The organism is Serratia sp. GW822-FHT06E05, from assembly GCF_058799445.1.
Genome location: NZ_JBXALM010000006.1, coordinates 52,764 through 79,160 on the forward strand (window position 1 = coordinate 52,764; position 26,397 = coordinate 79,160).

23 protein-coding genes are annotated in these 26,397 nt (G+C 58.5%); 17 read left to right on the forward strand and 6 right to left on the reverse strand.

Features of this window, described 5'->3' with window-relative positions; genetic code table 11:
• Window positions 1–116 precede the first annotated feature (116 nt).
• Window positions 117–398, forward strand: coding sequence for a YfcL family protein (locus tag AC1RKC_RS15195; RefSeq protein WP_020827906.1), 282 nt, complete (start codon window positions 117–119; stop codon window positions 396–398).
• A gap of 46 nt (window positions 399–444) precedes the next feature.
• On the opposite strand, the gene mnmC is transcribed toward AC1RKC_RS15195, so the two are convergent.
• Complete coding sequence (gene mnmC, locus AC1RKC_RS15200) at window positions 445–2,469, reverse strand: bifunctional tRNA (5-methylaminomethyl-2-thiouridine)(34)-methyltransferase MnmC2/FAD-dependent 5-carboxymethylaminomethyl-2-thiouridine(34) oxidoreductase MnmC1 (protein ID WP_493092272.1); 2,025 nt, start codon at window positions 2,467–2,469, stop codon at window positions 445–447.
• Between the two features lie 170 nt (window positions 2,470–2,639).
• Between mnmC and fabB the strand changes: the two genes are divergently transcribed.
• The 7 genes from fabB (at window position 2,640) to AC1RKC_RS15235 (ending at window position 11,139) form a co-directional block, all read left to right on the forward strand.
• Window positions 2,640–3,854 carry a beta-ketoacyl-ACP synthase I gene (fabB, locus tag AC1RKC_RS15205; protein WP_020827904.1) on the forward strand — a complete coding sequence of 405 codons (1,215 nt, stop codon included), beginning with the start codon at window positions 2,640–2,642 and terminating at the stop codon, window positions 3,852–3,854.
• Between the two features lie 210 nt (window positions 3,855–4,064).
• Window positions 4,065–4,286, forward strand: coding sequence for a putative periplasmic lipoprotein (locus tag AC1RKC_RS15210; RefSeq protein ID WP_020827903.1), 222 nt, complete (start codon window positions 4,065–4,067; stop codon window positions 4,284–4,286).
• Between the two features lie 204 nt (window positions 4,287–4,490).
• On the forward strand, window positions 4,491–4,913 hold the full coding sequence (locus tag AC1RKC_RS15215; RefSeq protein WP_020827902.1) for a hypothetical protein: 423 nt from the start codon (window positions 4,491–4,493) through the stop codon (window positions 4,911–4,913).
• Between the two features lie 68 nt (window positions 4,914–4,981).
• Entirely contained in the window at window positions 4,982–5,305 is a 324-nt protein-coding gene (locus tag AC1RKC_RS15220; protein ID WP_020827901.1) for a copper-binding protein, read from the forward strand.
• A 10-nt stretch (window positions 5,306–5,315) separates the two neighbouring features.
• Entirely contained in the window at window positions 5,316–6,575 is a 1,260-nt protein-coding gene (locus AC1RKC_RS15225) for a TolC family protein (RefSeq protein WP_234530893.1), read from the forward strand.
• On the forward strand, window positions 6,572–8,023 hold the full coding sequence (locus AC1RKC_RS15230; RefSeq protein ID WP_493092273.1) for an efflux RND transporter periplasmic adaptor subunit: 1,452 nt from the start codon (window positions 6,572–6,574) through the stop codon (window positions 8,021–8,023). Before AC1RKC_RS15225 ends, AC1RKC_RS15230 begins: the two co-directional genes overlap by 4 nt.
• Window positions 8,020–11,139 carry an efflux RND transporter permease subunit gene (locus AC1RKC_RS15235; RefSeq protein ID WP_258090601.1) on the forward strand — a complete coding sequence of 1,040 codons (3,120 nt, stop codon included), beginning with the start codon at window positions 8,020–8,022 and terminating at the stop codon, window positions 11,137–11,139. The genes AC1RKC_RS15230 and AC1RKC_RS15235 overlap by 4 nt, the downstream gene beginning before the upstream one ends.
• A gap of 46 nt (window positions 11,140–11,185) precedes the next feature.
• On the opposite strand, the gene apbE is transcribed toward AC1RKC_RS15235, so the two are convergent.
• The gene (apbE, locus tag AC1RKC_RS15240; RefSeq protein WP_493092274.1) at window positions 11,186–12,217 is read right to left on the reverse strand and encodes an FAD:protein FMN transferase ApbE; all 1,032 of its coding nucleotides are present in this window, start codon (window positions 12,215–12,217) and stop codon (window positions 11,186–11,188) included.
• Between the two features lie 157 nt (window positions 12,218–12,374).
• Between apbE and AC1RKC_RS15245 the strand changes: the two genes are divergently transcribed.
• On the forward strand, window positions 12,375–13,487 hold the full coding sequence (locus tag AC1RKC_RS15245; RefSeq protein WP_493092275.1) for an SLC13 family permease: 1,113 nt from the start codon (window positions 12,375–12,377) through the stop codon (window positions 13,485–13,487).
• A 43-nt stretch (window positions 13,488–13,530) separates the two neighbouring features.
• Here the strand turns inward: AC1RKC_RS15245 and pepT are convergent, their stop codons facing one another.
• Window positions 13,531–14,763, reverse strand: coding sequence for a peptidase T (gene pepT, locus AC1RKC_RS15250; protein ID WP_115058395.1), 1,233 nt, complete (start codon window positions 14,761–14,763; stop codon window positions 13,531–13,533).
• 214 nt (window positions 14,764–14,977) lie between these two features.
• Between pepT and AC1RKC_RS15255 the strand changes: the two genes are divergently transcribed.
• Window positions 14,978–15,874: an endonuclease/exonuclease/phosphatase family protein gene (locus AC1RKC_RS15255; RefSeq protein WP_020827894.1), complete on the forward strand. Its 897-nt coding sequence runs from the start codon at window positions 14,978–14,980 to the stop codon at window positions 15,872–15,874.
• Window positions 15,875–15,906: 32 nt separating this feature from the next.
• Here the strand turns inward: AC1RKC_RS15255 and pdxR (AC1RKC_RS15260) are convergent, their stop codons facing one another.
• A complete protein-coding gene (gene pdxR / locus AC1RKC_RS15260; protein ID WP_493092276.1) occupies window positions 15,907–17,340 on the reverse strand; it encodes a MocR-like pyridoxine biosynthesis transcription factor PdxR in 1,434 nt (477 codons plus the stop codon).
• 93 nt (window positions 17,341–17,433) lie between these two features.
• Between pdxR (AC1RKC_RS15260) and AC1RKC_RS15265 the strand changes: the two genes are divergently transcribed.
• Complete coding sequence (locus tag AC1RKC_RS15265; RefSeq protein WP_048762983.1) at window positions 17,434–17,889, forward strand: rhodanese-like domain-containing protein; 456 nt, start codon at window positions 17,434–17,436, stop codon at window positions 17,887–17,889.
• A 95-nt stretch (window positions 17,890–17,984) separates the two neighbouring features.
• Here AC1RKC_RS15265 and flk read toward each other — a convergent pair whose 3' ends face one another.
• On the reverse strand, window positions 17,985–19,013 hold the full coding sequence (gene flk / locus AC1RKC_RS15270; RefSeq protein ID WP_046373034.1) for a flagella biosynthesis regulator Flk: 1,029 nt from the start codon (window positions 19,011–19,013) through the stop codon (window positions 17,985–17,987).
• A 304-nt stretch (window positions 19,014–19,317) separates the two neighbouring features.
• Between flk and AC1RKC_RS15275 the strand changes: the two genes are divergently transcribed.
• Genes AC1RKC_RS15275 through AC1RKC_RS15290 form a run of 4 tightly spaced genes read left to right on the forward strand, consistent with a single transcriptional unit; the run spans window position 19,318 to window position 22,975 of the window.
• Complete coding sequence (locus AC1RKC_RS15275; protein ID WP_046373035.1) at window positions 19,318–19,683, forward strand: hypothetical protein; 366 nt, start codon at window positions 19,318–19,320, stop codon at window positions 19,681–19,683.
• 49 nt (window positions 19,684–19,732) lie between these two features.
• Window positions 19,733–21,769 carry a protein-disulfide reductase DsbD family protein gene (locus tag AC1RKC_RS15280; RefSeq protein WP_261139132.1) on the forward strand — a complete coding sequence of 679 codons (2,037 nt, stop codon included), beginning with the start codon at window positions 19,733–19,735 and terminating at the stop codon, window positions 21,767–21,769.
• Window positions 21,766–22,482 carry a DsbA family protein gene (locus AC1RKC_RS15285; RefSeq protein WP_115058399.1) on the forward strand — a complete coding sequence of 239 codons (717 nt, stop codon included), beginning with the start codon at window positions 21,766–21,768 and terminating at the stop codon, window positions 22,480–22,482. Before AC1RKC_RS15280 ends, AC1RKC_RS15285 begins: the two co-directional genes overlap by 4 nt.
• The gene (locus AC1RKC_RS15290) at window positions 22,475–22,975 is read left to right on the forward strand and encodes a protein disulfide oxidoreductase (RefSeq protein WP_116690055.1); all 501 of its coding nucleotides are present in this window, start codon (window positions 22,475–22,477) and stop codon (window positions 22,973–22,975) included. The genes AC1RKC_RS15285 and AC1RKC_RS15290 overlap by 8 nt, the downstream gene beginning before the upstream one ends.
• A gap of 8 nt (window positions 22,976–22,983) precedes the next feature.
• Here AC1RKC_RS15290 and pdxR (AC1RKC_RS15295) read toward each other — a convergent pair whose 3' ends face one another.
• Window positions 22,984–24,441 carry a MocR-like pyridoxine biosynthesis transcription factor PdxR gene (gene pdxR / locus AC1RKC_RS15295; RefSeq protein ID WP_149572619.1) on the reverse strand — a complete coding sequence of 486 codons (1,458 nt, stop codon included), beginning with the start codon at window positions 24,439–24,441 and terminating at the stop codon, window positions 22,984–22,986.
• A 169-nt stretch (window positions 24,442–24,610) separates the two neighbouring features.
• Between pdxR (AC1RKC_RS15295) and AC1RKC_RS15300 the strand changes: the two genes are divergently transcribed.
• Together AC1RKC_RS15300 and AC1RKC_RS15305 are read left to right on the forward strand one after the other, a co-directional pair.
• Window positions 24,611–25,606, forward strand: a complete 996-nt coding sequence (locus tag AC1RKC_RS15300) for a DMT family transporter (protein WP_261135621.1) — start codon at window positions 24,611–24,613, stop codon at window positions 25,604–25,606.
• 155 nt (window positions 25,607–25,761) lie between these two features.
• On the forward strand, window positions 25,762–26,391 hold the full coding sequence (locus AC1RKC_RS15305; RefSeq protein WP_128864618.1) for a CatB-related O-acetyltransferase: 630 nt from the start codon (window positions 25,762–25,764) through the stop codon (window positions 26,389–26,391).
• Window positions 26,392–26,397: the final 6 nt, after the last annotated feature.

The window sequence follows — 26,397 nt, forward strand, 5'->3', positions numbered from 1 at the left end:
TAGCTAGGCGGCAAGCAAACAAATCCCCAGGAGCTTACTCAGGTAAGTGACTGGGGTGCGTGAGCGCAGCCAACAACGCTGGAGTTTGAAAGATGAAGGGTATGAGAGGAAATTTGATGATCGCAGAATTTGAAGCGCGCATTTTGGCGCTGATTGATGACATGGTAGAGCACGCCAGCGATGATGAACTGTTTGCCGGTGGCTACCTGCGCGGTCATCTGACGTTGGCGGTTGCCGAGGTCGAAGAGCTGGGTGAACACTCCGCTGAAGCGCTGAAGGCGCAGGTGGAGGGCAGCCTGCATAAAGCCATCGCCGCCGGTGAACTGTCACCACCGGATCAGGCATTGGTGTATGGCATGTGGGAAACGCTGTACAAAACGGCATTGCCTACCGCCTGATAGTGCTTCTGCAGGGCGCTGTCGCCGGTGCCCTGCGTGATTTTTCTTACGCTACCGCACGTCCCTTCAGTAATTTCCTTACCCACATTCTATTCGGGTTCAACGCCGCTAACAGGTCTGCGTCGCCCGGCAAAGGTTCGCCAAATAGCTGCGCCGCCAAAATCTCTGCCGCCAGCGGGGCCGAGCACAACCCGCGAGAGCCTAACCCGCCAATCATGAACAGATTGGGGTAGCTCGGCGCATTGGCGATAGCTTCACCGCGTTGGTGTTGACGTTGCAGATCCTGGTACTGCGTTAGCGTGGCCTGGTAGTCGGGCACTGCACCTACCATTGGCAGGTGATCGCGAGTGGCGCTGCGTACGCCGCAGCGGGCCTGGCGGTCGCTGACGTCCACCTCCAGCGGCCAGGTTTGATCAGGCAGGCAACGCAGCAGGCGAGCCCGATTTTCCTGCTGCTCTTCTTCGCGGTATTCGGTGGCGGTCTCGCCGCGCTGGTAACTGGCGCCGATACAGTGCTGCTGATTATTGGCATTCACCGGTGTCAGATAGCCGTCGTAACACAGCACCTGCTTCAATGCACTCAGCTGCGGCGTGGTAGGAATATGGGATACCTGACCGCGCACCGCATAAACCGGCAGCGCTTCACTTTGCATCAGTTCGGATAAGCGATGGCCGTTGGCCAGAATCACCGTCGCATGCTGCCGAATTTCACCTTGGCTAAAGCTGAGTTGCCAGCCTGCTTCTTGCGCGGTCAGAGCGCTGAGCGTAGCGTCATAATGGCAGCGCATCCCTTGACGTTGCGCCAGCGCAATCGCACTGCGCGTCAGCTCGGCCGGACACAGCCAGCCCCCCTGCGGGTAGTTAATGCCGCCAAAACCGCTGTCGACGCCGCACAAGGCGCTGAGCGTAGCGCGGTCGGCCGGCATGGCGAGCGGCTGCGGCCATTCAACCGCCAGCATCTTGGCAATTTTCCCGGCGCTCTTCTCGTCAAAGGCCAGTTGGATCACACCGCACCACTGATGGTCGAATTCCACGCCCTGTCGCACCAGTGCATCGTACTGACGACGGGCAAACGGAAACGCGGCGCTGAAGAAATTTTCCAGCGCATCGGCTCGGCCGTTCAACAAAGGGTAGAGTGCGCCCTGACGGTTGCCTGATGCCCCTTCGCCCGGCTGCGGATCTGCGCAATACAGCGTGACTTTTGCGCCGCGTCGCAACAGGGCGAGGGCGGTTAGCGCGCTGGCGACGCCGCCGCCAATGATGGCGATATCATCGGTATTCTCCGCCACCGGGCGCATCAGCCAGGGAGCAGGGTGAGCGACGGCCGGCGCATCGGCAGGCAACTCGCCGGTCAGCATCTCTCGCTTCTGGCCGAAGCCTTTGGTTTTGATGACATCAAACCCTGCCTGCTGTAAGCCGCGACGCACGAAGCCTGCGGCGGTAAAGGTGGCAAGGCTGCCGCCCGGCCGGGCAAAGCGCGCCATGGCGCTGAACAGCTGCTCCGTCCACATATCAGGGTTCTTTGCCGGGGCGAAGCCATCGAGGAACCAGGCGTCGATTTGACGGTTAATGCTGGCGTCGAAGTGAGGCAGCAACGCGTTCACGTCGCCAAACCACAGATCGAGCGTGATGCGCCCTTCGGCCAGCAGCAGGCGGTGGCAGCCCGGCAGTGGCAACGGCCATTGAGCGCGTAATTCATCGGCATATGGCGCCAGTTCCGGCCAGCGGGCATGCGCCGCCGCCAAATCGGCCTGCAGCAGCGGGAATTTTTCAAAGCTGATAAAGTGCAGGCGCTGAAGCGGGGCGTCCGGCATCGCCGTGCGGAAACCGGCAAAGGCCTGCCACAGCGTCAAAAAGTTAAGCCCGGTGCCGAAGCCGGTTTCCGCCACGATAAACAGCGGGCGAGGGTGGTCGGCAAAACGTTGCGGCAGTCGGTTGCCCATGAGAAACACATAGCGGGTTTCTTCCAGCCCATCCTGATTGGAAAAGTAGACGTCATCAAACTGTTTCGAAACAGGTGTACCCTGTTCATTCCAGGATAACGCTGCGGTTTGGATCGGGGCGTGGCTCACGGTTAGTTGCTCGTAACTCAAGGGGTGACGGGATTCTAACGGCGCTGGCGCTATGGCGCAAACTGGATAAGAATAAAGCTGAAAAACGCTGATCGGACTTGTTCGGCGTACATCTGTACGCTAAAGTGCGATGCAAAATCCCGAATGTAAAATTGTGGAAGAGGTATTGAATGAAACGTGCAGTGATTACTGGCCTGGGAATCGTCTCCAGCATTGGTAACAACCAGCAGGAGGTCCTGGCGAGCCTGCAGGAAGGTCGTTCTGGGATCACTTTCTCCCAGGAGCTGAAAGATTCCGGCATGCGTAGTCACGTATGGGGCGATGTTAAACTGGACACTACGGGTCTGATTGACCGTAAAGTGATGCGCTTTATGAGCGACGCGTCCGTTTATGCCTATCTTTCCATGGAAGAAGCCATCAAGGACTCAGGTCTGGCTGCCGATCAGGTTTCCAACGATCGCACCGGTCTGGTTGTTGGCTCAGGTGGTGGTTCTCCGCGCAACCAGGTTGCCGGATCCGATGGCATGCGTGCCAAAGGCCTGCGCGGCGTTGGTCCGTACATGGTGACCAAGGCTATGGCTTCAGGCGTTTCCGCTTGCCTGGCAACCCCGTTCAAAATTCGTGGCGTTAACTATTCCATCAGCTCTGCCTGCGCAACCTCTGCACACTGCATTGGTCACGCGGTTGAACTGATCCAACTGGGCAAGCAGGACGTGGTCTTTGCCGGCGGCGGTGAAGAGCTGTGCTGGGAAATGGCCTGTGAGTTCGATGCGATGGGCGCACTGTCCACCAGCTACAACGACACTCCTGAAAAAGCTTCTCGTACTTACGACTCTGCGCGTGACGGTTTCGTCATCGCCGGCGGCGGCGGTATGGTGGTGGTTGAAGAGCTGGAACACGCTCTGGCGCGTGGTGCGCACATCTATGCTGAAATCATCGGCTACGGTGCGACCTCCGACGGTGCCGACATGGTGGCTCCATCAGGTGAAGGCGCGGTGCGCTGCATGAAGATGGCGCTGCAGGGCGTTGATACCCCAATCGACTACATGAACGTTCACGGCACCTCCACGCCGGTGGGCGATGTGAAAGAGCTGGGTGCCATTCGCGAAGTGTTTGGCGACAACACCCCGGCAATCTCTTCCACCAAGGCCATGACCGGTCACTCACTGGGTGCCGCGGGCGTGCAGGAAGCGATCTACAGCCTGCTGATGGTTGAACACGGCTTTATCGCGCCGAGCATCAACATCGATAACCTGGATGAGAAAGCCGCTGGCATGAACATCGTGACTGAGCCAACTCAACGTGAGTTGACCACCGTGATGTCCAACAGCTTCGGTTTCGGCGGCACCAACGCCACGCTGGTGATGCGCAAGCTGCAGAAGTAATTCCGGCCTCAAGGTTCTGGATCAAGCCCGCATTTTTGCGGGCTTTTTAATGCCTGCAATCCCTGCCGACGGGCCGCTAGGAGTTATCCCAAATTACATCTCCTGACGGATCATTAACGCTTTGTTCAGCCTTTTGCGCATACAATGGCTCAATAGCGCGAATATCACTCGGCGTAGCGTTTCAGAGTGATCGAACATTGAGGCAAGAGTATGAAAAAGTTAATTGCGGTTGGATTGCTGTCGGTCATTCTGGCTGGGTGCGCGACCGATTCCCCTTGTGTCCCGGTCTATGACGACCAGGGCCGTCTGGTGCACACCAATACCTGCATGAAAGGCACCACGCAGGACAACTGGGAAACCGCTGGCGCCATCGCCGGTGGGGCAGCGGCAGTTGCCGGTCTGACGCTGGGTATTATCGCGTTGACCAAATAACCTTCCGTCGGAGAGTCTCCCGGTTTAAAAGCCCAGCATCTGCTGGGCTTTTTGTTTGGGTAATCCGCCGCCAGTTGATTGAAGTCATGGCATTTATATTACCGGCCCACAGATGGGCAATTCTTTGTCAGCGGATGTAAATTCCATTCCTGCGCCCGGTCCGGGTCGATATACTCCCGCTATCTCCCACTCTGGAACGATCTGATGTCGGCTTTGGCGTCCATCTCCTTATCCATGCACCGCCTGCGCTTTGCTAAAAAGCGGGCCTGCGCATGGTTATTGGTCGTCAGCTGGCTGTTGTTAAATACTCAACTGGCGTTGGCCAGCCACAACTGCAACCTGCAGTTCAGCGGTGAAGCGCCGATGGCTCAGCATATGATGCATATGCAAAACAGCGTGCCGTCGCAGCAGCAGATGCAGACCCAAGAGCCGCTGTGTGAGAAACACTGCGTTCCGGAGTCAGCCCAACAGGATCACAGCAACCTGACGTTGGCTGCGCTGCCCACCAGCAGCGAATTGGCCGTTATTACGCCTTTCCCGTCTCGTTCAGTCCCCTCCAATACCTGGCAAACGCCCCCGATAACAGGTCCGCCGGCAGAGATCGTTTTCTGCCGGTTCCGTGAATAGTTCTGACAACCGCTTTGCCGTCCCCGACGGTTTTCCGCGTTTGTTAACTATTTTATGGAGTACCCGTTATGCGTAATGTATTTGCTGCCGTAGTGATCGCCCTGTTTTTCTCCTTTAGCGCCAGCGCTGCCGATATGGCAATGCAGGATCCTGCCGCAAGAACTGCCGTTGAAATCCACAGCCAGGGCGTCGTCAAAAGCTGGGATGAGCGAAAGGTGTCTATCGCGCACCAGGCCATTCCTGCACTCAGTTGGCCGCCAATGACCATGAGCTTCCTGCTCCCTTCATCGCCTTCATTCGCCGTCTTGCCGGTGGGTACCGAGGTTGATTTCAGCTTCCTGCCGATCGACGGCGGTTATCAGCTGATCGCCATCGCCGCTGCTCGACCATAACGGAGGCGTTATGACCATTATCCTTTCTCACCCTTGGCGGGTGGGCTGGCTGCTGCTTGCCTGTTGGGCACCGGCCACCCTGGCGGCGGGTCTGACGCTGCAACAGTCATTGACGGCGGCCGAAGGTTATTCGGCGGAGTTATCCGCTAATCGTCATCAGGTTGACGCCTTGCAGAACATGGCGGATTCGGCAATGCAGTTGCCCGATCCCAAGCTGAAGTTCGGCATTGAAAACGTGCCGGTGCAGGGCGGCAACGCTCAGCGTTTTACCCGCGAAGGCATGACCATGGGACGAATCGGCATCATGCAGGATTACGTCAGCAGCACCAAACGTCAGCGTAAAGCGGATACCCTGCGCGCCGAAGCCAGCCAGACGGATGCGGGCAGCGCCACCATTCGCGCTCGCCTTCAACAGCAAACCGCACAGGCCTGGCTGGCGCTGGCGCTGAGTCGACAAACCCTGCGGGATGCCTCAGCCCTGGTGACGGAGAGTGAACGCCAGATTGCCACTCAGCGTGCTGCGGTGGCCGGTGGGGGAACCCCTGCGAGTGGAGTGCTGGATGCCAGGCTGACGCTGCTAAGCATGCAGGATCGCATCAGCGAGGCGCAGCGTGATGTTGCTGTCGCGCAGGCGCGTCTGACGCAGTTGACCGGCCTGTCTGCGACGGATACCGCCGGGGCCATGCCGCGCTTTGAACGTTTACCGGCGGACAGCGAAGTGTTGCGGCAGGCCATCAGGCAACACCCCGAGGTGTTGCAGGCCAGCCGTGAGGCGGACGTCGCCAAGGCGCGTTCGGCGCAATCAGAGGTGGCGGCGATACCGGACGTCGGCGTCGAGGTGTATTACGGCAAACGGGCCGATGAGTACGAGGATTTGGCCGGGGTGATGTTTACCGTCGATCTGCCGTTGTTCCGCTCGCAGCGGCAGGATAAGGACTATGCCGCTGATGTTTCCCGCAGCATGGAGGCCAACGATCGGCTCACGTTGTTGATCCGTGATCATCAGGCACAGCTCGATACGCTGTTGGCGCAATATCAGGCGGCTCAGGCACAGTGGCAACGCCAACAGGAGCAGGCTATTCCCCTGCAACAACAGCGGGTCACTTTGCTGTTAGCGCAGTACCGCAGCGGTAAAAGCGATTTGTCGGCGGTACTGGAAGCTCGGCGGGCGCTGCTCGACAGTCGCCTCAGCGCCGGCAAGGCCGCCAGGGAACTGGCGCAGATTTGGGCCGCCATTCGCTATCTCACCCCTCAGGAATCGATGCAATGAAAATACAATTCAAGCTGGCGCTGTTAGCAGCGCTGATTGGCAGTGGGCTGGCGGGATACTGGTTTGGCGCAGCGGGAGAAGCGCCTGCGCCGGCCGTCAAGAGTGAGCGGCAGGTGCTTTATTGGTACGACCCGATGATGCCGGGGCAGCGTTTTGACCAACCGGGTAAATCGCCCTTTATGGATATGCAATTGGTGCCGCGCTATGCCGATGAGGCTGAGCCGGAAGGGGGCGTGACCATCAGCGCCCGGCAACAGCAGAACCTGGGCGTTCGCACCGAAGCTGCACAATTGCGCCAACTGGAGCCACAACTGAACGCTTTCGGCAGCGTCGCCACCGATGAACGCGGGGTTCAGATTGTCGCCGCCCGCGCCAACGGACTGGTGGAAAAACTCTACGTGCGTGCCAGTCAGCAACAGGTGAAAAAGGGCGAAGCCCTGGCATTGCTGTGGATCCCCGACTGGAGTGCGGTACAGCAGGAATATCTGGCAATACGCAAACTGGGCGATAGCGCACTGACCGCCGCTGCACGCCAGCGGTTGCAGTTGCTGTTTATGCCCGAGGCGGTGATCCGCCAAGTGGAACGTTCAGGTAAACCCGAACCGCGGGTGCAGATAGCGGCACCGGAAAATGGTTTTGTGAATAAGCTGAGCGTGCTCGAGGGCGCTCAGGTGACGGCCGCGCAGGGGCTGTTTGAACTAGCCAGCCTCGATCCGGTGTGGATCGTTGCCGATTATCCGCAGGCGCAGGCCGGATTGTTGAAAGTGGGCGATAAGGTGCAGGCCGCTTCCGTCAGCTGGCCTGGTGAACGATTTGAAGGTGAGGTGAGCGAACTGCTGGCCAATGTCGATCCGCTGACCCGAACCTTCAAAGCACGCATCCTGTTGAAAAACCCTCAACAAAAGCTTCGACCGGGCATGTATCTGCAACTGACATTGTCGCACAGCAGCCTCGGCCAGCCGGTGTTGGCGATACCGCAGGAGGCGCTGATCGACAGCGGCGATCGCAATAGGGTGTTGATCGCCGAAGGCAATGGGCACTTCACGCCGGTTGACGTGGTGGCTGGTCGTGCGCAGGACGGCTGGGTAGAAATCAAACGTGGGCTGAATGCTGGGCAAAGGGTAGTGACCTCCGGCCAATTCCTGATTGATTCCGAGGCCAGCATGCGCAGTGCCTTGCCACAAATGGCGGCGCAAAACGAGGTGAAACAATACCAGGCCGAGGGGGTGGTGGATGCCGTGAACGAGAGCACCATCACGCTGTCCCACGGCCCCGTGCCGGAACTACAGTGGCCGGCAATGACCATGGATTTTGCCCTGCCGCCAGGGGGAATACCTGCCGGTATCAAACCCGGTGATAGCGTAAAAATCCACTTTAGCGTTGATGAACAAGGTTCACATATCAGCCAAATCGTGCCGACAAGCGCTGAACACGGGGGCCACTTATGATTGCTTTCGTGATCCGCTGGTCGCTGCGCAACCGGCTCTTGGTGCTGCTGGCTTCGGTGCTGTTGGCCGGTTGGGGGATCTGGGCATTGCAGAAAGCGCCGCTGGATGCGCTGCCGGACCTGTCCGACGTACAGGTGATTGTCCGTGCCACCTATCCGGGCAAGGCACCGCAGGTGATTGAAGATCAGGTGACCTATCCGCTGACCACCACGTTGCTCTCGGTGCCGGGGGCCAAAACGGTACGGGGTTTTTCCATGTTTGGCGACGCCTACGTTTACGTGTTGTTCGAGGACGGCACCGATTTGTACTGGGCGCGTTCGCGGGTGCTGGAGGCGCTCAGCCAGGTGCAATCCTCATTGCCGCCGCAGGTGAAGGTGGCACTGGGGCCGGACGCCACCGGCGTCGGCTGGGTGTACGAGTATGCCCTGGTGGATAAAAGCGGCAAGCACAGCCTGGCCGACCTGCGCGCGCTGCAAGACTGGACGCTGAAGTTTGAACTGAAAACCGTCCCTAACGTGGCGGAAGTGGCCAGCGTGGGCGGCATGGTACGCCAGTATCAGGTGGTGCTGGATCCACCCAGCCTGCGCGCGCTGAACATCACCCATCAACAGGTAGTCAGTGCCATTCAGGATGCCAACCAGGAAGGCGGCGGGGCGCTGCTGGAAATGGGGGAGGCGGAGTATATGGTTCGCACCTCGGGCTACCTGAAAAAACTCAGCGATTTTGCCAACGTGGTAATCACCGTGCGTGACGGTGTGCCGATCCTGCTGTCGCAAGTGGCAACACTGCGCGAAGGGCCGGAGATCCGCCGGGGCGTGGCGGAGCTGAACGGCGAGGGCGAAGTGGCGGGCGGCATCGTCGTGATGCGCTACGGCAAAAATGCCCTGGAAACCATCAACGCGCTGAAGGTCAAGCTGCAGGAGGTTCAGCAGACCCTGCCGCCGGGTGTGGAAATTGTGACCGTGTACGACCGTTCCCAACTGATCGAACATGCAATTGAAACCTTGTCCCACAAGCTCCTGGAGGAGTTTATCGTGGTGGCTTTGGTGTGCACGCTGTTCCTGTTCCATTTTCGTTCGGCGCTGGTGGCGATGATCACGCTGCCGCTCGGTATTCTTGGCGCCTTTGTGGTGATGCATTACCAGGGCGTAAACGCCAATATCATGTCGCTGGGGGGAATCGCCATCGCCATTGGCGCCATGGTGGATGCGGCCATCGTCATGATTGAGAACATGCATAAGGTGCTGGAGCAGTGGCGGCAACGCCATCCCGGACAGCAGCCGACGTCGACGGATTATTGGCGCATTTCAGAGCAGGCGGCGGTGGAGGTGGGGCCGGCGCTGTTTTGCAGTTTGCTGATTATCACGCTGTCCTTCATTCCGGTGTTCACCCTGCAGGCGCAGGAAGGCCGGATGTTCTCCCCGCTGGCCTACACCAAAACCTACGCCATGGCGGTGGCGGCCGGTCTGGGCATTACGCTGGTGCCGGTGCTGATGGGCTACTTTATCCGCGGCCGCATTCCCGACGAACATGCCAATCCGATCAACCGCTGGCTGATCCGCCTGTATCAGCCGGTGCTGGCGTCGGTGTTGGCACGGCCAAAAACCACGCTGGGGATTTCGTGCCTGCTGTTGCTGTTAACCGCCTATCCGCTTAGCCGGTTGGGCAGCGAATTTATGCCGCAGCTCGACGAAGGTGACCTGTTGTATATGCCTTCCTCGCTGCCGGGGATGTCGGCGCGCGAGGCCAGCAGGCTACTGCAACTGACCGACAGGTTGATCAAAACCGTGCCGGAGGTAGCGACGGTGTTCGGTAAGGCCGGCAGGGCGGAAAGCGCTACCGATCCCGCGCCGCTGACCATGCTGGAAACCACCATTCGTTTCAAACCGCGTGACCAGTGGCGACCGGGTATGACCATGGACAAGCTGGTGGCGGAACTGGATGCGGTGGTCAAGGTGCCGGGTATTGCCAACGTCTGGGTTCCGCCGATCCGCAATCGGCTGGACATGTTGGCCACCGGAATCAAAAGTCCGGTGGGCATCAAGGTGAACGGCAATAACATGGCCGATATCGAACGGATTTCCGGGCAGATTGAGCAGGTGGTGAAGCAGGTGCCGGGCGTCACTTCGGCGCTGGCAGAACGCATCACCGGCGGCCGCTACGTGGATATCGATATCGACCGTCAGCGGGCTGCGCGCTACGGCGTTTCGGTGAAAGAGCTGCAATCCATGGTGGCGACGCTGGTGGGCGGCGAAAACATTGGCGAAACCGTCGAGGGCCGGGCGCGTTACCCGATCAATGTGCGTTATCCGCGTGAGGTGCGTGATTCGGTACAGCAGTTGCAGGCGTTACCGGTACTGACCGCCAGCGGTGGCCAGGTGCCGCTGTCGATGCTGGCGGATATTCGGGTTAGCGAAGGGCCGCCGATGCTGAAAAGTGAAAACGCGCGGCTCTCCAACTGGATTTATGTCGATCTGCGCGGGCGCGATCTCAAATCGGCGGTGGAAGAGATGCAGCAGGCCGTCGCGCAGCAGGTCAAGCTGCCGGCCGGGGTGTCGTTGAGCTGGTCCGGGCAGTTTGAATATCTTGAACGTGCCAGCGCTCAGTTGAAAATCGTACTGCCGGTAACATTGGCAATCATTTTCGTGCTGCTGTTTGTCACCTTCAGCAGCGTGCGTGATGCGTTGTTGATCATGGCGACGCTGCCGTTTGCGCTGATCGGCGGGGTGTGGCTGCTCTATCTGCTGAACTACAACCTGTCGGTGGCCGGGGCAGTTGGCTTTATCGCGCTGGCGGGTGTGGCGGCGGAATTCGGCGTGATAATGGTGCTGTACTTGAACCATGCGTTGGAAAAACATCGCCAGCCGGGACAGCCGCTCACGCAAAAACAGCTGATGGATGCCATCATCGAGGGGGCGGTATTGCGGGTGCGACCAAAAGTGATGACCGTTGCCACCATCATGGCCGGGCTATTGCCGATCATGTGGGGTAACGGTGCCGGTTCTGAGGTAATGCGGCGCATTGCGGCACCGATGATTGGCGGCATGCTCAGTGCACCGCTGTTGTCGATGTTGGTGGTTCCTGTGGTCTACCTGTTACTGCACCGAAAAGGATAAGCAAGCGGGGCGCAGTGCACTGCGCCCCGTCTTTACCGCACAGAAACTATTTCACCAGAAACGCCTTGAACTGCGGCGTCATTACGGCGCTGAACCCATCATCGGTTTTGCTGATCAGGTAAACCGCCAAGCCTTTTTCTTCCGCCAGTTTGAGCGCTTTTTCCGTCCCCAACACCATCAACCCGGTATCCCAGCCGTCGGCTTCCAGCGCGGTGGGCGCTATCACCGTAGCGGATACCAGGCGATGAGTAATCGGCCTGCCGGTTGTGGGATCGATCACGTGCGAATAGCGCTGCCCGTCCTGTTCAAAATAGTTGCGGTAGCTGCCGGCGGTGCTGATGCCGTAACCTTGCAAATCAACCAGTGCCTGAACCGCATTTTCGCGGTCGGTCGGTTTTTGGATCGCCACGCGCCAGGGTTTGCCCTGCCCGTTAATGCCGCGCGAGGAAACCGCACCGCCGACCGACACCAGATAGTGGGTGATACCATTACGGGCCATCAGCTGCACCAACTGATCGACGCCATAGCCTTCGCCCAACGTCGAGAGATCAACATACATCCCGGGCAAGTCCTTTTGCAGCCATTCGCCACGGCTGTCGCTGAGTAGCTTCAGGTGCTGCAGGCCAATATTTTTTTGTGCCGCCTCTATTTGCTGTTGGCTCGGTACCTTGACCACACGCTTGTCTGGGCCAAAGCCCCATAAATTCACCAGCGGACCCACGGTGATATTCATCGCGCCCTGAGTGTCGCGGCCAATGCGCTGAGCCATCAGGATAATATCCGCCATTCCGCGCGGGATCGGCTGTGGCTCGGTACTCTGGGTTTGATTAAAACGCGAAAGCACAGAATCATTGCGATAGGTGGAGATATCGTCATTGGCGCGTTCCAGCACGGCGTCAATCTGCTGTTGCAACTGCTGTTTATTGACCGCCTCGTCACCGCTGACCTTGACGCTGTAGAAGGTGCCCATGGTTTTGCCTTCAATGTCGATCTGTGGGCGGGTATCCGGGTCATTACAGGCAGCCAGTAAGCCGATGGTCACACTCAGCAACAGCCCTTTGGCAAAAACGTTAGCCATGAAAACATCCTTTGAAACAGTGAAAGGCGCTACAAATAAAGTAAAGCGCGGCAAATGAAAAGCAGTTAACTGTAAAAGAGCATTTTGCTGGCGTTGCCTCCGTGCTTGGGCTAACGTCTGGTTCCTGATCCCTGGTTGTTTTTTTGAAGCGCTCAACATGAGTTCAAACGCCGTTTCCCGGCTGATTCAGCCGTTCCTGAAAGATCGTTTTTTGCATATTTTGCTGTTAGTCGGCGTACTGATGGCGGCCTTTAACCCGCAACAGCTGCCTGCGTTAAACAGTTTTATCGACTGGCGCACCATCATTACGCTGCTTGGATTGATGTTACTCACCAAGGGCGTCGAGGTCAGCGGTTATTTCGATTTTGTTGGCCGCAAAATCATCAATACGCTGCACAGCGAGCGGCGATTGGCGCTGTTTCTGGTGTTTTCCGCCGCGTTGCTGTCGTCGTTCCTGACCAACGACGTGGCGCTGTTTATCGTCATTCCGCTGACCATCACGCTGAAAAAACTGTCGTCGTTACCGATTGGCCGGTTGATTATCTTCCAGGCGCTGGCGGTCAATGCCGGTTCATTGCTGACGCCGATTGGCAACCCGCAAAACATTCTGCTGTGGAGCAAGTCTTCACTCTCTTTCCTGGGGTTCATTGGCCAAATGGCACCGTTTGGCGTGGTGATGCTGGTCAGTTTGCTGCTGCTGACCGGGTTCTGCTTCCCGGCGCGGGATATCGTTAAAGCGCCGCACACCGAAGGTTATCCGTATCAGCTACGCCTGTTGCTGAGCTGTGTGGCGCTGTACGTGATTTTTCTGCTGTGTCTGGATCTTGATCTGCCGCTGTATGGCCTGTTGGCGGTGTTCGTCGGTTTTTTACTGCTGGCGCGTCGGGTATTGCTGCAGATCGACTGGAGCCTGATTTTTGTCTTTATCGCGATGTTCATCGACGTGGGGCTGTTTACCCGGTTGCAGGCGATCCAGCCTTGGTTCGCCGATATCGCTACGCTGGGTAACGGGGGCATTTACGCTTTGGGGATTGGCCTGTCGCAGGTGATCAGCAACGTGCCGGCGACCATTTTAATGCTCAACTACGTGCCTTCCAGCCAACTGCTGGCCTATGCGGTCAACGCCGGTGGATTTGGGTTGGCGATCGGTTCGCTGGCGAACCTGATTGCGCTGCGTATGGCGGACGAGGGCAAAATTTGGCTGAAATTTCATTACTTTTCGTTGCCGTTACTGGTATGGGCCAGCTTGCTTGGCTGGCTGTTGGCTTAAGCGCGGTATTTTCCTGCCATACCGCGCTTTTACACCATGGCGTCTAACCGCGTGCCGCCAGCAAGCAGATGCTGCGAGTCACCTGATAGGATTTCACAAAGGCGCTGATCGGCAGAAACTCAAAGCGCGAATGGAAATTGTGCGCGCCGGTGAAGTAGTTCGGCGTCAGCAGCCCACGGCTGGAGAGTGCGGCGCCGTCGGTGCCGCCGCGCATCGGGATCACCTTGGGGGGAATGCCGTGGGCGGCCAGGGCACCGAAAATCAGCTCAATGGCTCGCTGGTCTTCCCCGATAGAGTTGCTGATATTGCTGTAGATATCCGTCACCTTGCAACTGACCTTGGCGCGCGGGTAGTTTGCCGCCACCTGTTGCACCACTTCCTGAATGCGCTCTTTACGCGCATTGAACCCGGCCAGGTCAAAATCGCGGATCGACACTTTCAACGTAGCGAGGTTGGCATTGGCGGTCAGATCGTTGAACCAGAAGTAGCCTTCGCGCCCCTCGGTATGTTCCGGCGTGTCCTTGATGTCGAATTGGTTGATGATGTCGTTGGCGATGCGAATCGGGTTGATCAGCACGTTCTTCGCCGACATGGGGTGCGCGGTGACCCCTTCGATACGGATCTCCGCACCTGCGGCATTGAAGTTCTCATACACCACTTCCCCCAACTCGCAGCAGTCGATGGTATAGGCAAAATCCACCTCGAAACGCGTCAGATCCAGCGCTTTGGCGCCGCGCAGGCCAATTTCCTCATCCGGGACAAAGGCCACCACAATGTCGCCGTGGCGATCGGAGGCGCTCAGGTTGGCCAGCAGGGTCATGACCACCGTGACTGCCGCTTTGTTATCGGCGCCGAGCACGCTGGTGCCGTCGCTGAAAATAATTTCTTCATTCGGATAGGCCAGGATCTCCGGATGTTCGGCGGTGCGCAGCCAGATATCGTGTTCGGCATTCAGGCACAGATCCTGGCCGGTAAAGCGCAGGCGCTGCGGGTGAATATGGGCCGACAGGCCAACGTCAACGGTATCGATATGGGTGATAAAGCCGATACGCGGAGCGCCTGGCTGATTGCCGGGTTTGCGGGCGGTCACGGTAGCGTGATCGTCGATTTGCACGTCTTGCATGCCTAGCTGGCGCAGTTCGGCCGCCAGCAGCTTGGCCATATCATGTTGGCCCGGCGTGCTGGGCAAGGTGGTTACGGCGGCGTCGCTCTGGCTGGTCACCGCCAGATAGCGGAAGAAACGTTCGGTGAGCTGTTCGGCAATGGCGCTGGTCATGCGGGTTCCTCTCGATAAGCGGTCTAACGGTTTTAAAGCTAAATCAGCCGGTTGTCCAATGGTGCAATGCTTTCGCTGCCGGAATGCGAGATGCCGCGCAGAATAAAAAAATAGCGGCACAACTAGGAAATAGTCTCGGGTAACTGCGGCAAAATCGTTGTTAGCTGTGGGGGAACGGGTGCCCCCAAATAATAGGATCGTTAAAGGAGAATACATGCGCTCACGTCATGCTTTACTTATCACTTTGTTATCCCTGGGAATATCGCATACGGCCTGGTCATCCACCGATGGTGGCCATGCCAACAGCAACGCCAATAGCCGTGAAGTAGCCAGTGCGCTTGGCGGTCTGAAAAACAAAACCTATAGCCTGGAGCAGGCACCGAAGATCCGCGTAGCCAGCTTCAATATCGCCGCCGGCAAGGTCAGCGACATGACCGCAATCGCCAAAGCGATCAAGGCGATGAATGTCGATGTGGTGGCGCTGCAGGAGGTGGACAAACTGACCGGCCGCAGCGGCAAGCTCGATCAGGCGGAGGAACTGGCCAAACTGACCGGTATGCACGTCGCGTTCGGCCGCGCGATTGATTTTGACGGCGGCGAATATGGGCTGGCGTTCCTATCGAAATACCCGCTGCATGACAGCAAAATTTACCCGTTGCCTTCCGGTCAGCGCGAACAGCGAATTGCATTCAGCGCCCAGACCGACGTGCCCGAGTTCCCGGCGCCGATTACCCTGATCAATACCCATCTGGACACCAAGGAAGATCCGGCGATGCGGCTGGATCAGGTGCGCGAACTGAATGACCGCACGATTGAAATGCGCGGTATCAAGCTGTTGTTCGGCGACATGAACGACGTACCGGGCAGCGTCACCTGGACTGAGCTGAGCCGCTATTGGAACGACATCATGCCCAAGCAGCAGGATGGCCGCAGCTGGCCGGCGGAAAACGCCGAAATCAAGGTCGATTATATCTTTAGCGGCAATGCCCAGCGCTGGCATCTGGACAGCCTGACGGTGCCGAACGCCAGCGGCGACTGGAACGGCATTCACTGGCCGGCAGTCAGCGATCACCTGCCGTTGGTGGCCGAGCTGCGGTTGACCGAGCAATAACCTGACTCGGGGCCGCCAAGCGCCCCGCAAGGTCAAGCAGGCGAGATCCGCGTCAACCGCTCGACGGCGGCGCGGATCTCGCCCGGTGTCAGGGCGGAAAAGCCCAGCAGCCAGCCGTCGCGCTGCAGGCTCGGGGTTTGGTACTGTGCCGTCAATCCGGGCGTGACTATGCCCAGGCGCTGCGCCTGCTGAGTCAGGGCGCTCTCCTGCCCGGGCGGCAGCCAAACGCTGAGCTGCAAGCCGCCCCCTGCCGGTTGCGGGGTGGCGAAATGCCCAAGCTTTTCCTGCACCTCCACCAGTAACAGGTCACGTCGGCTGCGGTACAGCTGGCGCATATAGCGGATATGGGCGGCAAAGTGCCCCTGCTGGATAAATTCGGCGGTCACCGCCTGCATCAATTGGGCGCTGTGGCCGTCGTATACCGTGCGTGCGGTGGTAAAAGGCTCCACTAACGCCGGTGGCAACACCAAATAAGCCAGCCGCAGGGAAGGAAACAGCGCCTTGGAAAAGGTGCCCAGATAAAGCACGTTGCCGTGCCGATCCAACCCCTGCATCGCCGGCATCGGCTGGCCGTCATAGTGAAACTCGCTGTCGTAATCATCTTCAATAATCCAGGCCCGCTGCCGTTGTGCCAGCGCCAGCAGCTCGAGCCTGCGTGGCAGGCTGAGTGCTACGCCGGTGGGGTATTGATGCGAGGGCGTCAGGTAAATCAGTCGAGGTGCAGGCAGGTGTTCATCGGGCATCAGTCCGGCGTCGTCCACCTTGACCGGGACAAGTTCGGCTCCGACGCTGCTAAAGGCGTTTCTGGCACCGCGATAACCGGGGTCTTCCATCCACACTTTGTCACCGCTATCCAACAGCAGGGTGGCAATCAGCTGCAGGGCCTGCTGCGAACTGGTCAGCACCACGACCTGCTGCGCATCGCAGTTAACGCCGCGCGTCTGGCTGACATAGCCGGCAATGGCTTCGCGTAGCGGAAAGTAGCCCTGAGGATCGCCATAGCGCATCAGAGCTTCCCCACGCAGACGCAGTTGTTGAGCGGTGAGCTGTTTCCACAGTTTTAGCGGGAAAGCACGTAAATCCGGCGATCCGGCAGCGAAGGGCAGAGGCTGCAGTGGATCGTGGCAGCCACCGGTTTGCGCGATCTGCGTGCCGCGTTGTGAAAGGCGGGGTTCGCCGCTGACTTTGGCGGCGGGTGGTGACTTGACGATGTTGATCGCCACGAAGGTGCCTTGACCAACGCGGCGCTGCAGATAGCCTTCGGCTTCCAACTGGGCATAGGCTGCTTCGGTGGTTACGCGCGAGACGCCCAAATCTTCAGCCAGGACCCGCGATGAGGGCAAGCGTTGCCCAGGGCCAAGAGCCCCATGATGAATAGCCCGGCGCAGCGTGCTGCAGACGCGTTCACGCAAGGTGCCACCGGCGTGTTCCGGTTGATGAAACAGAGTGGGCAATGCGTTAGCCATAATGGGACTTATCCATGGGCGAAAATGGGTATCAAGCATAAGACCAAAATCAGGCAATATTGTCATCAGTCTTTCTCTACAGGAGTGAATTCCATGGCGGTATCTTCATTGGTTTTGGCTTTTCCACCGGGCAGCGCGGTGCAGAGCCTGGATTATCTGGCCGCAAAGCTGAGTTATTACGCGGATGCGTGGGACGTGGCGGAGGATCTGCGCAACGGGGTCAGTGAGATCCTGGTGATCGATACCCGTGCAGAGGCACTCTATGCGGCCGGGCATATTCCCGGCGCTATCAGTTTGCCGCACCGGTTGATGGACGAGGCGGGCACGGCGCATCTGGATCGCGACAAGGTCTATGTCACTTATTGTGATGGTATCGGCTGCAACGGTTCGACCAAAGGGGCTTACAAACTGGCTCAACAGGGACTGCGGGTGAAAGAGCTGATTGGTGGATTGGACTTCTGGATACGTGATGGTCATCCCCTGGCCACCGGTGAACAGCCGGGCTCGCTGGTGGGAAGTGCCAGTGGAGAGGACTGTGGCTGCGCCTGACGTTGGCCGGAGTTACCGCGAAGTTAATATCAGCATTCGAGTCTGGCCCTGGACAGGGCATCCACAGGCCAGAAATCGTTTGGGAAGGGAAAGCGTTAAAACACCAGCGCCAATACCAGAGCTAGCACCAAAATGAACAGGATAAGCGTCACCGCCGGTTTGCTCAGCGCTTTTTGTAGCGGCTGGGGCAGGGCGGCAATCAGCGGATTGAGCAGCGGTTGCGGCTCGGTAGCGTTGCCGATGATCGGCTGAGCATGACCGGCTTTTTCCAGACGACGTGCAAATAGCTGGTTGATGACGTCGCTCATCTGCGGGTGGGTCAAGGGGGCGCTGGCATTGCAGTTGAAGCGGGACTGGCAGTAGTCATTCAACTGCTGCTGCTCCTGCGCATCCGCCGGCTGTTTGAGCACGGCGAGCAGGTTGTTCAGCGTCGGCGCGGTTTGTGGACTCAGCGCGACCTTCACCTGCAAAAACTGGTTCAGCAGTTGGAAGTGGCGCGCCGGCAGCGGATCGTTGGTTTTAACCCCGGTCAGATCAAACAGCGTTTGCCAGATCTTGGCTGGCGACTCGCCGGTGGCGGCACTGAGCTTGGTGACCTGCTGCTGCAGGCTTTGATGCTCGGCAGGCAGCAGCGGGCGATCGCTGGTGGCAGTTTGCTGCGGGTGAGGGATCGTCAGGCTGCCGGTCTGTAACAGATTCAGTACCTGCTGCAACTGCGAGTGGCTCAACTGGCTCAGTACCGTGTGGCCAAACTGCTGGCGAATGAAATCACTCACCGCCTGGCGGTTATTGCCCTGCGGCAACAGTTCGGTAAGCTGCTGCATCAGTTGGCGACTGGCATGGTTTTGCTGTACCTGCGTCAGACGGTTTTGCAGCAGTTGCTCGGCCGGCTGAAAATGACGCGCCAGCAGTTCACTGCTGTTGTCTGTCTGCAGATCGTGACGCAGCGTGACCCAAATCTCTGCGGATTTGGCCGGGCTTAGCGCCATGATTTTGACCACCAGCTTCTCCAGCGTCGTACGCTGCGCCGGGGAGAGCGGGCTATCGTCTGTGGGGGTGGTTTTGCCCGGGGTTGAAGGACGATCGCTGGCGATCGGGGTGCCCGGTCCACTCAAAGGTTGCATATCACCTGTCCTTCGCTGTGTATCCCCCAGTTTAGCTGGCGTTGCCGCGGTGTGGTCTGCGCAATCTCACTCGAAACACTTACCTGAGTAAGCTCATCGAGACTCGCTTGCTGCCGCCTTGCCGCAACACCCATGACTTTGGGGAAAGAATAATCGTCGTACCCGGCGAAAAGCGCAGGTGTGCGCCTATGATACCCGTAAATGCCCGCCATCAATACCGTCGTAAGACATTTCTTTACAGGCAAAACATTGCTAAACGCGCCTGCGCCGCTAAGATAAGCGCAGACTTGGAATTGAGGGCGGCATGGTTAAACAGCAGCGGATTGCGAAATGGTTTTTATGCCTGGCTTGCCTGGTGGTGCTGACCTGCATGACTCAGCGCATGGCGAGCCTGCATGCGTTGCAGCAAGCGATGGGGATTCCTGCTGCCAGCGCTGCGCCATCCGCCGGCGACGATGCCGCCGAACTGCAACCTACCCCCTGTGAACTGAGCGCTAAATCCTTATTGGCCTCACCGCCGGTGATGTTTGAAACCGTGCTGCTCGGGCTTGGCCTGCTGCTGGCGCTGTTGGCGCCTACCGTGGCTGCGCGCTTGCGCATTCCTCCTCCCAGAGTGATTTCCCCTCCCACCCTCAGGGTGCATCTCCGATTATGCGTCTTCCGTGAATGAGTTAATCGCCCGTTTGTTTTGGTGATTGTCTTATTTATGGAGAAAAAACATGTTGAATATCATCAGGTCGACGTTTGTCTGCCTGTTAATGCTGTGGCTGCCCGCTTTGCAGGCGGCGGACAGCGGCTGGTTGCAAAGCCCGACCAACGATCATGCCAAGGTGCGACTCCGCGCTGACACCTCGCAGCCAGGAGAAACCCGTCTGCTGTTGGCTATTGAGCTGCAAAAAGGCTGGAAAACATACTGGCGTTCGCCGGGGGAAGGCGGCATTGCGCCGGCAATAACCTGGCAAGGCAATCCGCCTCCGGTGACCTGGTATTGGCCTACGCCGCAGCGTTTTGAGGTGGCCGGCATTTCCACGCAGGGCTACCACGATCGGGTAGAGCTGCCGATGGTGATGAAAGGAACGGCAACGCGCCAGTTGGCGGGGACGCTGACGCTGTCCACCTGCAGCAACGTCTGTATTTTGACCGACTATCCGTTCAGTCTGGATCTTGCCGCGCCGTCTGACGCGCAGTTTGACCATGACTTTGCCCAGGCGATGGGCCAGGTGCCGATCGCCGAGGGCCTGGTGGAGAGCATCAAGGCCGGTTATCTCAATGGCGAATTACAGATCAGCGCCGAGCGAGCCGCCGGTTGGCAACAGCCGGAGCTGTTCTTCGACACCTTGGAGGACGCAGACCTCGGCAAGCCACAGGTCAGTAGCGAAGGTTCACTGATGACGGCGCGGGTACCGGTCAGCGATGGCTGGGGTGACAGCGCCCCGGATCTGCGCGGTAAAACCCTGACGTTGGTAATCGGCGACGGCGGCATGGCACAGCAGGTGACGCTGCCGATTGGCGGGCCGCTGACGCTGCCGAGCGCCGCCAGTTTCTCGCTGTGGCAAGCGGTGCTAATGGCGTTGGCGGGGGGCCTGATCCTCAACCTGATGCCCTGTGTGCTGCCGGTTCTGGGCATCAAACTGGGATCGATTTTGCAGGTGGAGCAGCGCGACCGACACAGCATTCGGCTGCAGTTCCTTGCGTCCTCGTTTGGCATTGTGGCGTCCTTTATGGCGCTGGCGTTGCTGATGACGCTGCTGCGCTTGAGCAATCAGGCGTTGGGCTGGGGTATTCAGTTCCAAAACCCGTGGTTTATCGGCTTTATGGTGTTGGTGACGCTACTGTTCAGCGCTAACCTGTTTGGCCTGTTCCATTTGCAGCTGTCCTCCTCCCTTAATACCAAATTGGCGACCCATAACGGCCGTGGCCTGAGCGGGCATTTCTGGCAGGGCGCATTTGCCACCTTGCTGGCGACGCCCTGTTCAGCTCCCTTCCTGGGCACTGCCGTGGCCTTTGCACTGGCTGCGCCGCTGCCGGTGCTGTGGGGCATGTTTGTCGCCTTGGGTATCGGCATGAGCCTGCCCTGGCTGCTGATCGCCGCATGGCCTGCTTTAGCGCTGCGCCTGCCGCGTCCGGGGCGTTGGATGAACACTTTACGGTGGGCCATGGGGCTGCTGATGCTGGCTTCTTCACTGTGGCTGCTGAGCCTGATGGTCAATCATATTGGCACCTTGCCGACGCTGGCATTGGGCGGTATCGCACTGTTGGCCTTGTTGTTGGCGGTAGGCTGGCAACATGGGGTTCGTCTGGCGGCCAAGCTGGCGGCCGGCACGCTGGTGCTGGTCGGCGTGGTGTTATTGGCCGGTTCGCTGACCGCCGGGCTGTGGCGTCAGCCGCTGCACGACAATGTCACCTGGCAACCGCTAAGTGAACAGGCGATCGCCCAGGCACTCGCTCAGAACAAACGGGTGTTTGTCGACGTCACCGCAGACTGGTGCGTAACCTGTAAAGCCAACAAATTCAACGTGCTGTTGCGTGATGACGTGCAGAAAGCGCTGAGCGCCAGCGACGTCGTCGCCCTGCGAGGAGACTGGAGCCGTCCTTCGGCCGAGATTAGCGCTTTCCTGCAAAAACGCGGCAGCGTTGCCGTTCCTTTTAACCAGATTTATGGCCCCGGCAACCCTGATGGCGTGGTGTTATCCCCGCTGTTGACCCGCGATGCCGTCTTGCAAACCCTGTCCGCCGCCAAAGGAAATTCACAATGAAAAAATTACTGATGTTACTGATGCTGATGGTTACTCCGGTCTGGGCTGCGGCTCCTTTTACCCCGGAACAAGAGGTGCGGATTAAAGAGCTGATCCGCGAAACACTGGTGTCGAACCCGGATATTCTGGCGCAGGCGGTGGATGCCTGGCAGCAACAGACCGCCGGTGAGCAAATCAGCCAGGCGATCAAGCAAAACGCCAAAACCCTATACGAAGATCCGGCCAGCCCACGTTTGGGAGCGGCCAACGCCAAACTGACGCTGGTGGCCTTTACCGATTACAACTGCCCATACTGCAAGCGTTTTGACCCGATGCTGGAAAAAATCGTCAAACAGTATCCTGATGTGGCGCTGGTGGTAAAACTGCTGCCGTTCAAAGGAGAGAGCTCCGTCAGTTCTGCACGCGTGGCGCTGACGACCTGGCAGCAACACCCGGACCAATTCTGGGCGCTGCATCAGCGGTTGATGGCGAAAAAAGGCTTCCATGACACGGCCAGCATCGCTGCCGCACAGCAGAAAACCGGGGTTAAAGCCGTTGCACCAAGCGAACAGAGCATGACCACCTTGCGCACCAATATGGCATTGGCGGAGCAGCTTGGAGTACAAGGAACGCCGGCCACCCTGATCGGCGATCAAATGCTGCCTGGCGCGGTGTCGTATGAGGATCTGGAGGCGGTAGTGAAACAACAGCTTGCGAAGGTTAACAATGGCTAAGCTGCGGCGTTGGGGCCGCGAACTGCTGATCCTGTTGTTGATTGTGCTGGCGGTTGCGTTCGGAATGGACTGGTTACGCGCGCCGCAGCCACCGGCGGCGTTCGATTCGCAACCGTTGACGACTCTGAACGGTGAACAAGTTTCGCTGGCGCAGCTCAGCCAGGACAAGCCGCTGCTGGTTTATTTCTGGGCCAGCTGGTGCGGGGTTTGCCGGTTTACCACGCCGTATGTTGCCAGACTGGTCGGCGAGGGCGGCAACGTATTGACCGTGGCGCTGCGTTCCGGCGACGATCGTCAGGTGGAACAGTGGCTGGCGGGCAAGCGTGTGACGTTGCCGGTGGTTAACGATCCCCGTGGCGAGCTGTCGGCGCAGTGGCAGATCGGCGTCACGCCCACCTTGGTGGTCATTTCCGAGGGCAAGGTGGTGCAAAGCACCACCGGCTGGACCAGCTATTGGGGAATGAAGCTGCGGCTATGGTGGGCCGGGCTCTGAACCGCGGCCTATTCTGAAGTGATGACCTCATTAATCGCCCGACACAGTCGGGCGATACCTTCCTCTATCTGCGGCGGCGTATTGGCGGCGAAATTCAATCGCAGGCCATGTGCGCCTTGCTGTTGTTCGGCATAAAAGCACTCCCCACGCGCAAAGGTCACGCCGTGTCGCCAGGCCAGGGGCATCAGTGCCTCGGTGCTGACGGCGGCAGGCAGCGTCAGCCAGATAAACAGTCCACCCTCAGGCGTTTCAAACTGACAGCCGGGCGGCAGTTGCTGCTGCAAGGTTGTCACCATTACGTCTCTATGCTGACGATATAAACGTCCGGTGCGCCGAAGTTGTTTTTCGTAGCGGCCGATGGTGACAAACGCGTCTAGCGCGCGTTGGATCAGACTCGAGCTGGTAAAACTGTCGACGTGTTTCAGACGAGCGACTCGCTGATAGTGTTCGCTGTCCGCCACCAGGTAACCGATACGCATGCTGGGCAGCAGCATTTTTGAAAAGGTACTGACGTAAATCACCGCCCCCGGCTGCGCCAGCGCTCGCAGCGACGGCAGCTGTTTGCCGTTGTAGCGCAAATCGCCGACAAAATCGTCTTCCAATATCACTACACCGGCCTGCTGGGCCAGTGCCAGCAGGCGTCGACGGCGCGCTTCACTCATGCAGCGGCCGGTGGGGTTATGAAAATTGGGAATAGTGTAAATCAACTTCGGTTGGTGTTTTTCGATCAGTGCGGGCAGCTGTTCAACCAGCATGCCGTGCCGGTCGCTGGGGACGGTGACGATATTGATGCGGTGCTGGCGCAGTAGCCCCAGCGCTTCGGCGTAGGTCGGTTGTTCGACAATCACCGTGTCGCCCGGCTCCAGCAGGCTTTGCACTATCAGGCTGATGGCGTGTTGCGAACCGTTGGTGATCAGCAGTTGCTCTGCATGGGTCGGAATACCCTGAGCGGTGAGGATCCGCCCCAGGGTATCGCGCAGCGGATAATAGCCGCAGTATTCGCCATAGCTAAAGGCTTCTTCCGCATGGCGGCTGAGTACCGACAGCAGTATCTTGCGGAACTCCTCTTGGGGGAAGACTTTCGGGCTGCCGACGCCGGCGGCAAAGTTGATGATGTTGTCCGGCAACGGCGTATCGGGGTAGCCATCCAGCCGGGAGGTCAGGGTAGTAAAACGTTCTGCTGGGAAAGTGCTATCGCTTGCTGGGCGTGGCAGCGCGAGCTGGGGCAGTGGGTGCGAAACATAGGCACCGCTGCCGCGCCGTTGACGCAAAAAACCTTTGGCCGCCAGTTCGGCATAGGCGTTGTCCACCGTCAACCGGCTGACCGCTAATTTGGCGGCGAGCGTACGCGTGGAGGGCAACTTATCGCCATCGACAAATACGCCGCTGAGGATTGCCCGCCGCAGCGCTTCCTCAATTTGCAGATACAAAGGAATGCTCTGCTGACGGTCTAAGGGAATATGCATGCGTAATTGGCTCGGTTATCGATGGCGATTTTAACTATACCCCATAGTTACAGGGCTTCAAGCGGTTAAAAGTGGCCTGTATGACATCGGGGAAAAGTGGCTCTGGCGGTAAAACTGCGCGGCGCTAGAATCTCGCCTGAGTTCACTATCGCCGTTTTTTGAGGGTGTCATGTCATTACCATCGGGTATCTCAGCCAGGCCGGTTTTCCCGGGGGCGCGCATTTTACAGGGCAGCAGTCAGGGGTATGTGATTGCTATCGTCAGCGCCATGTTGCTGGCCTTTACCGCCATTATTATCCGCGTGCTGACGGAGTATTATCACCTGCCGACCTTTGTGCTGGCTTTTTGGCGTGCGGCGCTGGTTGCTCTGGTGCTGTTGCCGGTACTGCTGCTGTTCAAACCCGAATGGGCGCGTTTACAGCGCTCGCAGGTCCTCTTTTATGCCTGCTATGGTCTGCTGTTGGCAGTGTTCAACAGTCTGTGGACGCTGTCGGTGGCGCTGAACGGTGCGTCGGTGGCGACCATCCTGACCTACTGCTCGGTCGGTTTTACCGTGTTTCTCGGTTGGATGATGTACAGCGAATGCCTTAGCCTGCGCCAGTTGGTGGTGATTGTGGTCAGCCTGGGCGGCTGTTTTCTGGTCAGCAACGGCGACAGCATGGGCAACAGCCATTTTAACCTGTTGGGGCTGGTGGTGGGCATGCTGTCCGGCATCGGATACACCCTCTATACGCTGGGCGGGCGGGTCGCGACCGAACGGCGTTACCCGGTGTGGAACACCATCCTGTACGTGTTCGGCTTTTCGGCGGTCTATCAATGGTTGTTCAATGCCGCGCTGACCTTTTACCCACTGGAGGCGTTCCACGGCATGACGGGGTCATTGTGGTTCCTGTCCCAGGGCGTTCAGGGTATCGAGTGGGGGGGCTGGTGGTTGCTGCTGACCCTGGCTGCCGGCCCAACGCTGTTGGGGTTCGGCCTGTACAACATCAGTTTGAAAACCTTGCCGCTGGCGGTGGCAAACCTGATTCTGTCGCTGGAACTGGTGTTCACGGCAGCGATCGCTTACTTCCTGCTGGGGGAAAGTATGAATCAGTTACAGCTGCTGGGCAGTGCGTTGGTGATGGGCGGGGTGCTGATGCTGAAGAGCAAGACGGCTGCGACGTGATTTGTTAACATTAGGGCCGGATGTGGAGGCAACAATGACCAATAACCCAAGATTAAAACGGGCGTTAATCGCTTAAAGCGGCAGTGTTTTACGACCAAAAAACACTGCCACAGACATTTGGCTGTGGCTCTTGCAATGAATATAGAGAAAGCGCCATGACTGAAAAACACTGGTCAAAAACAGAACTGTTACACCAAACGGTGACCAACCCCAATATTATCGTCAAAGGGACTCACAGCTATTACAGCGACTACCTGGATGACGGCTTTGAGCGCTCCGTGGTGCGTTATTTGCACGGCGACGAGGTCAGCCAACAGTGGCAGCCGCTAGGAACGATAGACCAATTGCTGATCGGCGATTATGTCTGCATTGCCGCCGAGGCGGTGATCCTGATGGGGGGCAACCATACCCATCGTGCCGATTGGTTCTGCCTGTATCCGATGATGGAAAGCATTCTGGCTTCCTATCAGCCGAAGGGTGATACCCGGTTGGGGGACGGCTGCTGGATAGGCATGCGGGCGATGCTGATGCCGGGCGTGACGATTGGGGAAGGAGCGATAGTCGCCGCCGGTAGCGTTGTGACGAAGGATGTTGAGCCTTACACCCTGGTGGGGGGCAATCCGGCGCGACCAATAAGACTGCGATTTGCTCCGCAGATCGTAGCCAGGTTACTCGCTTTGCGTATTTATGATCTGTCGGCCGAGGATTTTGCTCAGGTGCAGCCTTTGCTGGCCAATGACGATATTGCGGCCCTTGAACGGGCGATAAGCGAAATTAAACGTTAAATGAAA